This is a genomic window from Clostridium sp. (genome assembly GCF_026168755.1).
GTDB lineage: Bacteria > Bacillota > Clostridia > Clostridiales > Clostridiaceae > Clostridium.
Genome location: NZ_JAPFDR010000055.1, coordinates 1 through 14,997 on the forward strand (window position 1 = coordinate 1; position 14,997 = coordinate 14,997).

13 protein-coding genes and 1 pseudogene are annotated in these 14,997 nt (G+C 28.5%); 4 read left to right on the plus strand and 10 right to left on the minus strand.

The window, feature by feature from the left end; all coding sequences use genetic code 11:
* Positions 1–272: 272 nt before the first annotated feature.
* The 8 genes and pseudogenes from Q0Y03_RS13515 to Q0Y03_RS13550 form a co-directional block, all read right to left on the minus strand.
* Positions 273–1,070 (minus strand): GTP pyrophosphokinase family protein, encoded by a 798-nt coding sequence (locus Q0Y03_RS13515; protein ID WP_297714336.1) that lies wholly within the window; start codon positions 1,068–1,070, stop codon positions 273–275.
* A gap of 142 nt (positions 1,071–1,212) precedes the next feature.
* The gene (locus Q0Y03_RS13520) at positions 1,213–1,902 is read right to left on the minus strand and encodes a metallophosphoesterase (RefSeq protein WP_297714337.1); all 690 of its coding nucleotides are present in this window, start codon (positions 1,900–1,902) and stop codon (positions 1,213–1,215) included.
* Between the two features lie 135 nt (positions 1,903–2,037).
* A complete protein-coding gene (locus Q0Y03_RS13525; protein ID WP_297714338.1) occupies positions 2,038–2,889 on the minus strand; it encodes a PRD domain-containing protein in 852 nt (283 codons plus the stop codon).
* Between the two features lie 120 nt (positions 2,890–3,009).
* Positions 3,010–4,230 carry a tyrosine--tRNA ligase gene (gene tyrS / locus Q0Y03_RS13530; protein ID WP_297714339.1) on the minus strand — a complete coding sequence of 407 codons (1,221 nt, stop codon included), beginning with the start codon at positions 4,228–4,230 and terminating at the stop codon, positions 3,010–3,012.
* Positions 4,231–4,412: 182 nt separating this feature from the next.
* Complete coding sequence (locus Q0Y03_RS13535; RefSeq protein ID WP_297714340.1) at positions 4,413–4,826, minus strand: hypothetical protein; 414 nt, start codon at positions 4,824–4,826, stop codon at positions 4,413–4,415.
* Between the two features lie 170 nt (positions 4,827–4,996).
* Positions 4,997–5,708, minus strand: a pseudogene (locus Q0Y03_RS13540) (RNA-binding domain-containing protein).
* Between the two features lie 244 nt (positions 5,709–5,952).
* Complete coding sequence (locus Q0Y03_RS13545; protein ID WP_297714341.1) at positions 5,953–7,080, minus strand: Ger(x)C family spore germination protein; 1,128 nt, start codon at positions 7,078–7,080, stop codon at positions 5,953–5,955.
* Complete coding sequence (locus Q0Y03_RS13550; protein ID WP_297714342.1) at positions 7,067–8,488, minus strand: spore germination protein; 1,422 nt, start codon at positions 8,486–8,488, stop codon at positions 7,067–7,069. Before Q0Y03_RS13550 ends, Q0Y03_RS13545 begins: the two co-directional genes overlap by 14 nt.
* Positions 8,489–8,591: 103 nt before the next feature.
* Between Q0Y03_RS13550 and Q0Y03_RS13555 the strand changes: the two genes are divergently transcribed.
* The 3 genes from Q0Y03_RS13555 (at position 8,592) to trpS (ending at position 11,215) form a co-directional block, all read left to right on the plus strand.
* Positions 8,592–9,662 carry an endospore germination permease gene (locus tag Q0Y03_RS13555; RefSeq protein WP_297714343.1) on the plus strand — a complete coding sequence of 357 codons (1,071 nt, stop codon included), beginning with the start codon at positions 8,592–8,594 and terminating at the stop codon, positions 9,660–9,662.
* Between the two features lie 183 nt (positions 9,663–9,845).
* On the plus strand, positions 9,846–10,010 hold the full coding sequence (locus tag Q0Y03_RS13560) for a zinc-ribbon domain-containing protein (protein ID WP_148321349.1): 165 nt from the start codon (positions 9,846–9,848) through the stop codon (positions 10,008–10,010).
* Between the two features lie 197 nt (positions 10,011–10,207).
* The gene (gene trpS, locus Q0Y03_RS13565; protein ID WP_297714344.1) at positions 10,208–11,215 is read left to right on the plus strand and encodes a tryptophan--tRNA ligase; all 1,008 of its coding nucleotides are present in this window, start codon (positions 10,208–10,210) and stop codon (positions 11,213–11,215) included.
* 70 nt (positions 11,216–11,285) lie between these two features.
* On the opposite strand, the gene galU is transcribed toward trpS, so the two are convergent.
* Positions 11,286–12,158 (minus strand): UTP--glucose-1-phosphate uridylyltransferase GalU, encoded by an 873-nt coding sequence (gene galU / locus Q0Y03_RS13570; protein WP_297714345.1) that lies wholly within the window; start codon positions 12,156–12,158, stop codon positions 11,286–11,288.
* 306 nt (positions 12,159–12,464) lie between these two features.
* Between galU and brnQ the strand changes: the two genes are divergently transcribed.
* Positions 12,465–13,730 carry a branched-chain amino acid transport system II carrier protein gene (gene brnQ / locus Q0Y03_RS13575; protein ID WP_297714346.1) on the plus strand — a complete coding sequence of 422 codons (1,266 nt, stop codon included), beginning with the start codon at positions 12,465–12,467 and terminating at the stop codon, positions 13,728–13,730.
* An 84-nt stretch (positions 13,731–13,814) separates the two neighbouring features.
* On the opposite strand, the gene Q0Y03_RS13580 is transcribed toward brnQ, so the two are convergent.
* Positions 13,815–14,997: N-acetylmuramoyl-L-alanine amidase (locus Q0Y03_RS13580; protein WP_297714348.1), on the minus strand; the 1,183-nt coding region annotated here is incomplete at its 5' end.

Sequence of the window (14,997 nt, forward strand, 5' to 3'; positions counted from 1 at the left end):
AACACATGGAAAAAGAAAAAATGAAATATTAGTTTGGAGGGAACATTGAAATTAAGCCGTAGAATTTAATAATTGATGGAGTAAAGTTGGCGTTAAGAAGTTTTTACTGTTTGAGCGAATAGCGAGTTTAAAAACTTTAGCTAACTTTACGGAATCAATTATATAAATTCTAGGTGAAAATTTCACAGTTCCCGGAAAATAAATATTTCATTTTTTCGCTACCATGTGGTGTGTAATATCATTAATTTTTCGCCCCTACTTGACGAACAATATTATTCACTTTCTTTGTAGCGTATAATATCTTTTTTGATGCTGCTTAGAAGATTATTTAGCTCCCAAACTTCACCTTCATCTACAAGCTTATTAAGCATAACTTGATACCTACTTGCCTCTGCTGTTTTTCCTAGAGACATTAAAGTCATTATATTGTTCATTATATTAGTTATTATATCTGACTTAACCTCAAATAACCTTTGGGCATCTTTTATTTCATCCTTTATTTCTAGCATTTGTTCATCTAAATTAAATGCTGAATCCGCTGCCTCTTTTAATTTATCTTGTATTTCCTTAGGAATATGCTGCTTATACTTATAATTTAAAGAATGTTCTATTGTAGCCCAGAAATTCATTGCTAAAGTTCTTATTTGAAACTCTGCTAATATATCCCTTGGTCCTTCTGCCATATAAACAGTATACTTAATAATCATATGGTAACTTCTATATCCACTTTGTTTAACATTTCTTACATAGTCTTTTTCATAAAGTATTTGCATATCTCGTCTTGCTCTAATAAGTTCAATAACAGTATCTATATCATCAACGAACTGGCACATTATTCTTATACCAGCTATATCCTCCATTTCTTGACCTACTCTATCAAGAGGAATTCCAAATTTATTTGCCTTTTCTAAAAGACTAGAAGCTTCCTTAACTCTTCCTGTAACAAACTCAATTGGAGAATACTCATTTCTTTTCCTATATTCTTTTCTTATACTCTTTAGTTTAACCTTAAGCTCATCTACCGCTTGTTCATAAGGCATAAGGAAACTCTTCCAATTTTGCATTGCCATAAAACATCACCCTTATATTTAGTACAAATACATTATATCAAAAACACCAAAAACTGTAACTAAAAATCATATCATTAAAATTTCAGTATTAAAAGTGTAATATACATATAACATATATTTTTATACATTAATTTATATCTCTTTAATCTAATATCCTAATTGGGTTAAAATCAATAAAATCACATGAAGTCATTATATATTCTACTCCATTAATATCTCCTTCTATAGCCTTCACATTAGCTGGTCCATGCAAGTGTCCATAAACAACTTTTTCAACTTTATATTCTTGGAAAACTTTCATAAAATCAGTTTCTTCATTTTCATTACCGAAAGGTGGATAATGAATCATTACAATAAATTTATTAAATCCAGCCTTTTTTGCTGAATCTAATGATAATTTTATTCTTATTTGCTCTCTTGCGTATATCTTTGCATCTTTAGAATTAAACTTATCACTACTTGGATCAATCCAGCCTCTAGTTCCACAAATAGCATAATCATTATAAGTATAAAAATTATTTTGTACGAATTTCATGTTATCATACATAGCATTTAATTTTGATATACTACTCCACCAATAATCATGATTTCCCTTACTTATAATTTTTTTACCTGGTAAATTACTTATCCATTCTAAGTCTATTTTACTATCTTCAGATTTCATAGACCAAGAAATGTCTCCAGCAATTAACACTGTATCTTCTTCTGTTATTTTATCTATCCAATTTCTCTTTATCTTTTCATCATGGTTAATCCAATGGCCACCAAATATATCCATAGGCTTATCTGTACTTAATGCAAGATGTAAATCGGAAATAGCATATAAAGCCATAGTACTCCCCCTTATCTCGTGTCTAAACTTATCATTTATATATTATAACCACTTAATCTTAAAATAAAAATACTCTGAGGTCAATCCAATATTTGGATTGACCTCAGAGGTATATACATTTTTTTACAAAACACTTTAGTTGTATGATAGTGATATCCTAAATCTTTCAATATGCATAGCTATATATGCTACTTCATTTTCACAAACTTCACACTCTAATGTATTTCCAATAATCTTTGCTACATCCTTTGATATTTCATAAGAAAGCTTGTACTTTTCTTTTATAATATCTTTAAGAGTATTTTCTATTTTCTTATTGTTTATAATTCTCTCAATTGCAAATCTAATATGAATTAAAAATCTAGTATAATCTAATGATTGTCTGTCTATATAAATTTCAAGTCTATCTTCAATATTCTCAACTATTGTATTACTTAAATATGCATATTTTATTGTATTTGCCAACTTACCATTATTACGTGCAGAATGAATGTGAATTGCAATAAAAGCAACTTCTCCATCTGGAATTTTAACCTTCTCTACCTTTTCTATCCTTCTTGCTAATTTAGATGCTAAATTAAACTCCTTAGAATATAAAGTTTCTACTTCATTTAAAAAGGGATTAATTATTTCTTGCTTATTTTTTAATCTCTTAACTGAAAATGATAAATGCTCTATAAGTGCTACATGTATATTTTCGTTTAACTCTTCTCCTAATTCATCTTGTATTTCTCCTAAAGCTTCTTCAAAAACCCCTATTAATTTATTATCTACAGTGGTTACGATTTCATTGAAATTCTTCCTATTATTATCATCTGATATTACAAAAATCTTACTTACTTCTGTTTTAGCCTTTATTTTATCCCCAAATTTCTTTCCAAACCCAATTCCCTTTTCAAATAATATTTTTTCTACTCCATTATCCCTAACTAATAAAACATTATTATTTATAGACCTAGTTACTGTTACATCATTATTTATTTCCATAACTTCTCCACCTTTTACATTAGTTGCCTTTTAAATTTTTATAAAAAGAGCTTAATAAAGAGCATGTATTAAATTAATATAATACTATACATCTAATACAAGCTCTTCTAATTCATAAGTTTATTCAATTACAATTTTGTTATAATTCTTTTTACCTCTTTTAATTAAAGCTGCTCCATCTTGTATATCTTCTTCAGTGAATACTCTTGTTACTTCTGTAACCTTTTCTCCATTTATAGAAAGACCACCTTGTTGGATTAATCTTCTTCCTTCAGCCTTTGAAGGAACTATCTTAGTTTCAGCTATAACATCAAGAACAGTTTTTCCAAAGCTTTCATATGTAACTGTAACTGTTGGAACGTTACTCATATCAACTCCACCAGCAAATAATGCTTCTGCAGCTGATTTAGCTTTGTTTGCTTCTTCTTCTCCATGAACAAGCTTAGTTACTTCATAAGCAAGAACTGTTTTTGCCTTATTTATTTCAGCACCTTCTAAAGCTCCAAGTCTTCTTACTTCATCCATAGGTAAGAATGTTAATAACGCTAAACATTTCTCAACATCAGCATCGTCTACATTTCTCCAGTATTGGTAGAAATCAAATGGTGATGTCTTTTCTGGATTTAACCATAATGCTCCACCAACTGTTTTACCCATCTTTTGACCTTGACTATTAGTTAATAATGTACAAGTCATTGCCATAGATTGACCTTGGGCTTTTCTTCTAACTAACTCAACACCTGCAATCATATTTGACCATTGGTCATCTCCACCTAATTGCATTTTACAGTTGTACTTTTGATTTAATACATAGAAATCATATCCTTGCATTAACATATAGTTAAATTCTAAGAATGATAATCCCTTTTCTAATCTTTGTTTGAAGCATTCAGCTGTTAACATTCTATTTACAGAGAAGTGAACTCCTACTTCTCTTAAGAAGTCAACATAATTTAAGTTTAATAACCAATCTGCATTATTCACTAAAATAGCTTTATCATCTGAAAAATCTATGAATTTTTCCATTTGCTTCTTTATACAAGAAACATTATGTTCAATTTGCTCTTTTGTAAGCATAGATCTCATATCAGTTTTTCCTGATGGATCTCCTACCATTGCAGTGCCCCCACCAAGTAAAGCTATTGGTCTATGACCAGCTCTTTGCATATGAGCCATAAACATCATTGCTATAAAATGACCTACATGTAAACTATCAGCTGTTGGATCAAATCCTATATAAAAAGTTATTTTCTCCTTTTCTAGCAATTCTCTTGTTTCTTCTTCATGAGTAAATTGCTTTATGTATCCACGATCTAATAACTCGTCTAAAACGTTAACCATATCCTTACCTCCTATAAAATTTCATATATTAACTAGTATATATTTATTACAACGTTTTATCAAGAACATTTAACTTTTTAAAAAGTTTATAGATAAACTTTATTAAAACTCTTTTAAACTAAAAGCTACCCATTTTTGAGTAGCTTTATTCATAATTTATTTAAATTTTATTATTTTCAATCCTATGCTACGTATTCTTTAATACATGGTGGTACTTCTTCAGCTGTATCAACATTAACATTAATATATACATTTATACCAAATCTATCTGCTAATCCAGCTATCTTTCTAAATAATTCTGTTGAATCCTTCATAGCACATCTAACAATGTTTGATAATCCATCAATATAAATATTTTCAATATCATAATTAGATGAAATTATCCCACATAACATACCATAAAAACTTTTACAATCATCAACCTTATATTCATTAGTATCTACAAATCGTATACCTCTTGCTAACTGTAACATTGGTCTAGAATCATCATCAATATAAACGGCATCGCCTTTAGCAGTTATTTGTTGGTGGTTGGCTAATTCTATTAACCTTTTTGTCTTTCCAGAACCTCTTCTTGCACAAAAAACTTGAATCATTGGAACCACTCCTTCTTTTTAATTATTTTATATAGTTAATTATCTCCACATTTCTGTTAAAGATATAATTTAAAACTTTTTATACATAATTAAAAAATTCTAGTAAAATAATTTTCAGTACACTAAGCCTTCTTCACTTTTTTAAAGTTATTATTAGCTATTAAATTTTATTATTCAATGCTCATTGGCAAAATAACCTTAAAACAATCATCTAATGTTGAATTTATTAATCGTACCTTTCTTTTTCCTTTGAATGCTTCCTTTATTCTCACTAATCCATTACCATCATTAATAAATCTCTTACCTTCATCTAAAGATATTAGCTTATCATAAATCCACATATTTCTCTTATTATATCCCATATCCCCAAACATATTACTTTTAGATACTAATTGTCCTGGACTTATAATTATTATTGAGCTTTTAGTTAATATTATCTCTATCAATCTATCTATAATTGAATACTCTCTATACATTACTGAATTTTTTACAGCTTCCATAATAGCAAAAACTGGATATCCTCTTGGCAACAACGTATACATTTGTTTTTCTGCTTTGTCTATCATATCTAATAGATTACCATTTATCATAATTGATCTAGGATAATTATCATTTATTTTATTTATTATTCTTATTGCATTATTGGGAATACATATATTATTACTATCACAAAATACTAATAATCCACCAAATTAACCTTTTTGTTTTATCTTCAACTCCTATTATTAGATATCCTCTTCCCCCTTTAGAGTTTGCTATAGCACATACATCCTTTGCAAGTTCCTTCTTACCAGCTTCTGATGAAATATCTATTTTTAGCTTAAAATCTAACTTAGTACCTTCCCTCTGTCGTATTAAAGATAGTAGTTTTTTCTTATTCATTATATTTTACCTTAAACTCTCTATAAGATATAATATTCACCCTAAACTAAAACTGCTAATTTTAGCTCTAAGTTTCAATAAAAAATTTATAGTAATATATTATATTTATAATACAAAAAAAAAGAACAAAGAAAATAACTTTATTGTTGTATTATCCTTTGTTCTTTTACATTTAACAATTAGATTCATCTATTTAATTTAAATAGTATTCTTCTATATTTATTCTATTAATACTTTTAAAATATTAAAGACTATCCTTTACAACTCCTGTTCCTTTTATAATTAATTTAGTGTTAACCTCTATTTCAGTAACATTTAATTGGTTATCTATATTTTCATTTGGATAGTACATCTCTGCTAATCTATCAATATCAAAAATATCTAGATTTTCTTGTTTATACTTATTAAATAAGTATTCAGCATATCCACTTATATATGCTTCTTCATTTACTTTAATATAGTCTAATGCATTAGCATCCACTATTAAGCCTCCTTGTATCTCACTTACTGATACCTCTACATTAACATCCTTTATTAGTTTATACTTTCCATCCTGAAATTCTAACTTATCCTTCATATTGCTATCTAGTATTTGTAATGTAATAAAATTCTCTTTACTTTGAGGGTTAGAAACCTCTAATGTCCCACTCTTTGCATTTCCCATCATAATATTGTAAATTAAACTATTCTCCGTATCTATTTTTTCCACTAAAACATTATCTTTAAAAATAGATGAACCTTGTATTTGAATCTTTTTATCTATAGCATTATCCTCTAATGATATTGACGTTAATAATGCTGTGTTACTTCCCATCAAAATATTACTTAAATAATAATTTATATTTGATTTCACAGCCATAGGATTATACTTTTCCTTACCGGATAAATCATTTAAAAATAATCCTAAATACTCTTCATCTGTAGATACAGTGTTTAATAATTCCTCTACATCACCATAGTATACAAATGTACTTGGTTTCATTGAAAATTCACTATTATTATTAATTAAATCCAAAAACTTTTTAATACCTGTTCTTGAAGCCTTTTCAGTAAAGATATAAGCCCTTGTTTGAGTGTAATCTAATTTATAGCTTGACGCTCTATTTATATCACTTAGTGCTTCTAAAGCTGTTTTACCTACACCTTTATAAATTATCCTTCGCCCTTTATCTGAACTATCATTAGTACTTCTATAAGGCTTAATACAATCTAAATAAACTATGTCTTGCCCTAAATCATCTACATCAAAAATAATACTTGTTGGAAATGTGACTTTATTAATATCATGATAATCGAAACAACCAGTTAAAAGTAATGGTAGAAATAATAAACTTAAGAATATTGAAGCTTTTCTTCTTTTATTTTTCAGCATTCTTCTTGCCCCCTGTTCCTATTATCTTTCTTGAAATTCTATCTAATTTACCTCTAAAAAATACATCTTTAAATCTATATTCACTTACACTACCTAGTGGAAATAGGAATGGATATCCCACGGATTCTAATTCTGCTATTTGAATAATATAAATTAATGATGCACATAAAAATCCTGGTACTCCAAGTAATGATGATGATAACATTATTACTATTGACCAAAATGAAACGGCTCCATATACCTTAGGTATTAGGAAATAACTTAATGTGCTTATTGCAACTACTATTATTGTAATCCTTGATGCAACTCCAGCACCTACAGCTGCATCACCTAAAATAAGAGCAGAAACTATACTCATTGCTCCACCTATTGGATGAGGTAACCTTAACCCTGCTTCTTTTATAAGCTGGAAAGCTACCATCATAATAAATACTTCCACAACTGTTGGTAATGGTACACCAGCCCTTGATACTGCGAGCCTAAATACAAAAAGACTTGGTATCATTGAAAAATGATATGTTGTAATTGCAACATAAATTCCTGGCAAAAATGAAGCAATAAAAAATGCAAACCATCTTAATATTCTATTAAAATTTGTATAATATCTATTTAGATAGTAGTCATCCGGCATTTGAAAATTCTCTAAGAAGAAATATGGTACTGTAATTACAAATGGTGTTCCATCAACTAAAATCCCTATACGCCCTTCAAAAATCTTTGCTGCAACTTCATCTGGCTTTTCAGTATATCCTACTGTATCAAAAAATGAATGTTGCTGTTTTAAGTTAACCTCTATATAATTTGAATCTAAAACAAATCTCAAATCTAATTTTTTAAGTGTATCCTTTACCTTGTTAACTAAATCCTCTGGCGCAATTCCTTTTATATAGGTAATTGCAACTGCAGTCTGTGATTCTTCTCCAACTATAACTGTTTCAAACTTTAAATTTGCATTCTTAACACGTCTACGAATTAATGCAACATTATCTACTATAAGTTCATTAAATCCTTCTCTAGGCCCCTTTAATACTGCTTCAGTTTCAGGAATTCCTATACCCCTTCTTGGAAAGTTTTTAACCTCACAGAATATAATCTCATTAAAATCCTTTAAAATTAATATTACATCTCCAGATAATACATGCATAAGTGCATCATCTACATCCTTAGCCATTCCTGTTGCACTTATATCAAGTACCTTTTCCAATAAATCATTTGGACTCTTTATACTTGTATTTTTTAATTCCCCAAATCCTCTTAATGGTAATATTAAGTATTCCATCATCCATTGACCATTACATAAATCATCTATGAATACTAAAGTACCATCCCCTAATATTGTTTTAACATCTCTATATTTGACATCAAAACATCCTTCAAACCTTTCTTTTACATAATTTAAATTATCCATTTACATCACCTAAAGATATTATTCCTCTCACCATGTTTAATATTCATTTTTTTGAGAATAATAAAATAGACTTAGCATATATTTAGAAATTGGAGGAAAAGAAATGAATAAATTATCAGCAAAACACTTTATACTTTTTGTCTTTGGTGTTACATATATATCTTTTAAAACATATCCCTCATTATTTATTGCAGAAGGGGGAAGAGACACATGGCTATATACATTAATTATTTATTTAATTTTCTTTGCATTTGCCATGTATTTAATTTATATTGTGGACTCTAGAAAAGTTTATAATATAAATCAAATTTTTACTCAGGGATTATCTAAACCCGTAGGTAACATATTTTTATTTTTGTTTACCTTTGGTATATTTTTAGCAGCCCTTGAGTCTGCTGCAGTAGAAACTAATATAATTAAATCCTGCTTTTTTCTTGAAACTCCTAGCTGGTATATAATTATATTTTTTCTTCTACCATCAGTTTTTCTAATTGGAAAAAATATATGTTCATTTTTAATTTTTATAATAATTCTTATATCTTCATTAGGTGTTAATACTTTTATATTATCTGTAATTACTGAAAGGTATAAAGATGTAAAGTATATTATGCCTGTTTTTGCAGGTAATATAGCAAGTGAATTTTTATCAACATTTTTATTAGTTTTAGGTTCACTCTCTGCTTTTGTTATTGCTTTACCGTATTTAAGATATCTAAACAACGGAAAAGATTTAAAAAAACATAGCTTTATAGCATTAGGAATATTAGGTGCCATCTGTATTTACATTCTTATTGGAATATTATCTACATTTGGTCCACTTAGAGCAACTAATCTCTTTTATCCTGAGTTTACTCAAAGTCAAAGAGTTCAGCTTTATGGCTTCTTAGAATTTGGAGATTTCTTCTTCTTATATCAGACAGTAGCTGGTTTTTTCCTAAAGTACATAATTGCAAGCTATGGAATTTATATAATTTACAAAAAGCATATAAAAAACTATAAATATTTTACTACAGTTTACACTTTAGCAATTTTTATATTTGGAACATTTTTATCAAGAAATAATTATATTTTATTTTATATTCTTAAATATTATCAATATATTAATTTAGTATTATTTGTAGCAGTTCCACTTATTGCATTTACTGCTTTTTCATTAAAGTATAAGAAAAAATAATTTTATTTTTAACATATATTCAAAGTATTTTTGTTGCATTTTTTACAAATTATGCTATAATAATAGTGTAATAAAAATCATTAGGAAATTCTATGATAATATCATTAAACTACCCCTTATTTTCCTTAGGTGTATATAATAGTTATCAAGATTAGACCTATGGATTTTAAGGAGGTATATAAAATGGAAGATAAAAAAATTATCTGTAAAGACTGTGGGAAGGAATTCATTTTTACTGTAGGGGAACAAGAATTTTACAAAGAAAAGGGATTTGAAAATGATCCTGTTAGATGCCCTGATTGTAGAAGAGCTAGAAAAGCTCAAAAGATGAATAGAGACAGAAGATAAATCTTTTGAATTAATGAAGAGTTGCTTTGCAGCTCTTCTTTTTGCATATAATCTTATTTTAGTTATGAATAAAAAAACAAATTAATGTTTCATTTGACATAAAATTTGGGTAGTTTTATAATAGTAACTATAATTGAAATACGAAATTGTAATAATCATATAAAACGGTTTTATAAAAAAGAAAAGGGGTGCTATATTTGGAAAACGTAGCAGAAAAGAAAAAAGTTATTTTCAGTGGTATTCAACCTTCTGGAAATTTAACTTTAGGAAATTACTTAGGAGCATTAAAAAACTGGGTTAAACTTCAAGATGAGTACGACTGCTTCTTCTGTGTAGTTGATTTACATGCTATAACAGTTAAACAACTTCCTGCAGACTTAAGAAAAAGAACTTTAGAAGTTTTAGCTATTTATGTAGCTTGTGGTATTGATCCTGAAAAAAATACACTATTTATTCAATCTCATGTACCAGCTCACTCTGAAGGTGCTTGGCTTTTAACATGTAATACTTATATGGGTGAACTTTCAAGAATGACTCAATTTAAGGATAAATCTCAAAAACATGGTGATTCTATACCTGCAGGCCTATTTACTTATCCAGTACTTATGGCTGCTGATATTTTATTATATAATACAGATTTAGTTCCTGTTGGAATTGACCAAAAACAACATTTAGAGTTAGCTAGAGACTTAGCTAATAGATTTAATAATGCTTATAGCCCAACATTTAAAATTCCAGATCCATATATTCCACCAGTTGGTGCTAAGGTTATGAGCTTACAAGACCCAGCTAAGAAAATGTCAAAATCAGATGATAATCCAAATAGCTATATCTTAATTATGGATTCACCTGATGTTATAAGAAAGAAAATAGCTAGAGCCGTTACTGATAGTATTGGTGTTGTTAACTATTCTGATGAACAACCTGGCGTTAAAAACTTACTTGATATTCTGATTGCAATTAAAGGATATAGCAAAGAAGAAGTTTTAGCTTTATATGAAGGCAAAGGATATGCTGAATTAAAGAAAGATGTTGCAGATGCAATAGTAGATGAGCTAGCTCCAATTCAAGAAAAGGTTAATAGCTTACTTAAAGATAAAAAGACTTTAGAGGAAATCTATAAGTTAGGTGCAGAAAAAGCAAATTATGCAGCACTTAAGAATTTAAGAAAAATGCAAAAGAAAATTGGTCTTATACCAAGATAATATAATTAATATTTACAGTTTAAATAATAAGTTAATAAAAGTCGGCTTTAAGCCGACTTTTATTAACTTATTATTTATTTTCCCAAGGTTTTGTATTTAAATATTCAATAAAACTTTCTCTAAGTTCCTCTCTTTTTAATGCAAATTCAACTGTTGCTTGTAAAAAACCTAACTTATCACCAACATCATATCTTCTACCTTCAAAATCATATGCATACATAGCTTCATTTTTTATTAAAGTTTCTAATGCGTCTGTTAATTGAATCTCATTTCCTTTACCAGGCTTAGTATTTTCTAATATTTCAAAAATTTTAGGAGTAATTATATATCTTCCTAAAATAGCAACATTGCTTGGCGCTTCTTCTACTGCCGGTTTTTCTACTAATCTTTTAACTTTATAAACCCTATCTTCAATATGAATTCCATCAACTATACCATATTTATCAACATTTTCAGGTGCTACAGTTTGAACTCCTAATATTGTCGTCTTATATTCATTAAAGCAGTCAATTAATTGTTTCAAGCAAGGAACTTCACTCTCAACAACATCATCTCCAAGCATTACAGCAAATGGTTCATTACCTACAAAAGATTTTGCACAGTTAATAGCATGACCTAACCCTCTTGGTTCCTTTTGTCTTATATAATGAATATCTACCATATCTGATATCCCTCTAACTAAATCAAGCATTTCTTGCTTTCCTGCTTTTTCTAGTTCCATTTCTAATTCAACAGATTTATCAAAATGGTCTTCTATAGATTTTTTATTTCTACCAGTTATTATTAATATTTCCTCAATTCCAGATGCAACTGCCTCTTCAATAATATACTGAATTGTAGGCTTATCAACTATAGGTAACATTTCCTTTGGTTGTGCCTTTGTTGCTGGTAAGAATCTTGTTCCAAGACCAGCCGCTGGTATTATAGCCTTTCTTACTTTCATTTCATTCCCTCTCTAACTAAGTAAAATTTTAGTATATATACAACTATAATAACATAATGACTTAATACATACTATTATTTTAATTAAGAAAATAATAAAAAACTATTCTTCATTAATGCCTTAACTTCATAATTTTTAAAATACTCAAATCTTTTTTCTATAATATTTTGTTGAAAATATACTTGTAAAATGTTATTATTATATCAAATTTAATAGATTAGCAAGAATTTTAAAATTTTTTTCACTATTTTTTATTAATCTGTTAATAAAGTAATAAAGATAAAAAAATAAGAAAGAGGTATACATATGAAAAATAAAATGAGAGACTCTATTGTAGTAGGATTTGCCTTATTTTCAATGTTCTTTGGTGCCGGAAACTTAATTTTTCCACCATCACTTGGAAATAAATTAGGAGATCAATATTTATTAGGTATCGTAGGATTTGTTATAACAGGAGTTGGACTGCCTTTACTTGCTATACTAGCTTGCTCTAGAGGAAATGGTAGTTTTGAAGGTATTACAAATAAAATAGGTACTAAATTCACTTTAATTCTTACAACAGTTCTATTCATTGCTATAGGTCCATTACTGGCAATCCCAAGAACTGCTGCAACTACTTTTGAAATTTCAATATTGCCATTCCTCCCTACATGGTCACCTATAATAGTAATGGCAATTTATTTCTTAATAAATTTATTCTTTGTTTTAAGACGTTCTTCTATTATAGATACAATAGGTAAATTTTTAACACCAGCTTTAATAATTATTCTAACTATAGTAATTGTTAAAGGTATAATAGATCCAATTGGAGAAATAGTTCCTACAGGTGCTACTAACATACTATCAACATCTTTACTTGAAGGGTATCAAACAATGGATGCATTAGCTGCCTTACTATTTGCAGGCGTTATTACTTCTTCTATAATAGAAAAGGGGTATAAAGGTAAAGAAGTAAAATCAGTTTTATTAAAAGCTAGTGTAATTGCTGTTATTGGTTTAGCATTCGTTTATGGTGGCTTAACATTTATAGGTGCTCATACTGTTAATTTAGTTGATTCTGGAATTAGCAATACTTCATTATTAGTATTCATTGCTAATAAAATTCTAGGAACTTTTGGTGTCGTATTAATTGGAGCTGCTATCGGACTTGCTTGTTTAACTACTTCAATTGGTTTATTAACTGCAGGGGCTTCATTCTTTGAAAAAGTAACTAATGGAAAATTATCATATAAGGTTAATGCTATAGTTATTTCTTTAATAAGCTATGTAATAGCTTGTCAAGGTGTTGATAAAATTGTTAAATTATCCGTTCCTATACTAAATGTTTTATATCCAGTAGCTATTACAATAATTGTTGTTACTATGCTTAATAAATTTATAACTAACATTGTTGCTATTAGATTAGCTGTTTATGTTTCCTTAGTATGTGGATTATTATTTTCATTCTTTGGTTCTGCATTAAACTTTATACCTTTAGCTAATGTTGGCTTTGGTTGGGTAATCCCTACTGTTATTGCTTTATGTATTGGATTATTTATAAAGCCTAAAAAGCAGCTTAATATAATCGAATAAAAACTTTCTACGCGAAGTTCTTGCACATGCTTAGCACATCTAAAAAAAATAGTATTTTCTCAAATAAGAGAAAATACTATTTTTTTATTTTAATACTTCATTAATTTGTGTAGCTGTTATTTCAGCTAATTTTTGCTGATGACTAGCACTACTTACTTTTGCAGCTTCTGTTGGATTAGTTAAGAATCCATTTTCTATTAATATTGAAGGCATTGTAGTATTCTTACAAACATATAAATTACTATCCTTCGCCTTTCTATTATATAAACCTAAAGTAGATGAGGCTTCGTTAGCTATTGCTGTTGCTAGCCCCTTACTTATAGTAACCTTATCTGTATTACTTCTTGACGCATAAGACCTAGTTTCTAATGTTAAATCTCTTCCATCTTCAGTAATCATTCTTTCATTAGTATAAGTTGTAATTGGAGTTCCTGTACTATAATATACCTCAAATCCATTTGCTGAAGAACTAGTAAATGAATTATGGTGTATTGAAACAAATAAATCAGCATTCATATCATTTGCAGCTTTAACTCTTTTCCTTAAACTTTCAGTAGAGTTTCTATCTATTATTACACTATCATATCTTGTCATGTATACTTCTATTCCTCTAGCCTCTAATTCAGCTTTTAACTTGATAGCTATTTGTAAATTCAAATTTCCTTCTACATATCTAATTCCATTATGAGTTGCTATTGCTCCTGGATCTACAGATTCAATCTCATGACCTGGATCAACTACTACTAGCTTTGCTTTTCTATAAGTAAATCTTCTTTCTATAACTTGAGTTGTTCCATCATTTGCCGTTATTTTTATTTTTAAGGTCTTTTCTCCAGTAGGAATTCCACCTAAGTTAATAGTTCCATCAAATCCTGCATTATTTCCACTTGAGTATCCTGGATATACATTATTTACATCCGGTCTTGATGTTCCATAAGGAACTGTTCCTAAATCTGTTCCATCAACATATACTCTTACTTCTTTAACTCCAGAACCTGCTAATGCCCATCCTCTTATCTTCAATTTATCTGAGTTTACTGTAAGATTGTTAGTAGGCTCATCTAAACAACTTATTGATGGTAATTTTTCAACTTTAATTGTTCTTTCTATAGTTTGAGTTGTTCCATCATTTGCTGTTATTTTTACACTTACTTTTCTATTTCCTGAAGCTATATTTGATATATTAATAGTTCCATCAAATCCTGCATTATTTCCACTTGAATATCCTGGATATACACTATTTACATCTGCTCTTGATGTTCCATAA

Excerpts from the sequence above, each read along its gene's own strand:
- Q0Y03_RS13515 (WP_297714336.1), bottom strand. The coding sequence starts at position 1,070 with ATGGCAATGCAAAATTGGAAGAGTTTCCTTATGCCTTATGAACAAGCG.
- Q0Y03_RS13520 (WP_297714337.1), bottom strand. The coding sequence starts at position 1,902 with ATGGCTTTATATGCTATTTCCGATTTACATCTTGCATTAAGTACAGAT.
- Q0Y03_RS13525 (WP_297714338.1), bottom strand. The coding sequence starts at position 2,889 with ATGGAAATAAATAATGATGTAACAGTAACTAGGTCTATAAATAATAAT.
- tyrS (WP_297714339.1), bottom strand. The coding sequence starts at position 4,230 with ATGGTTAACGTTTTAGACGAGTTATTAGATCGTGGATACATAAAGCAA.
- Q0Y03_RS13535 (WP_297714340.1), bottom strand. The coding sequence starts at position 4,826 with ATGATTCAAGTTTTTTGTGCAAGAAGAGGTTCTGGAAAGACAAAAAGG.
- Q0Y03_RS13545 (WP_297714341.1), bottom strand. The coding sequence starts at position 7,080 with ATGCTGAAAAATAAAAGAAGAAAAGCTTCAATATTCTTAAGTTTATTA.
- Q0Y03_RS13550 (WP_297714342.1), bottom strand. The coding sequence starts at position 8,488 with ATGGATAATTTAAATTATGTAAAAGAAAGGTTTGAAGGATGTTTTGAT.
- Q0Y03_RS13555 (WP_297714343.1), top strand. The coding sequence starts at position 8,592 with ATGAATAAATTATCAGCAAAACACTTTATACTTTTTGTCTTTGGTGTT.
- Q0Y03_RS13560 (WP_148321349.1), top strand. The coding sequence starts at position 9,846 with ATGGAAGATAAAAAAATTATCTGTAAAGACTGTGGGAAGGAATTCATT.
- galU (WP_297714345.1), bottom strand. The coding sequence starts at position 12,158 with ATGAAAGTAAGAAAGGCTATAATACCAGCGGCTGGTCTTGGAACAAGA.
- brnQ (WP_297714346.1), top strand. The coding sequence starts at position 12,465 with ATGAAAAATAAAATGAGAGACTCTATTGTAGTAGGATTTGCCTTATTT.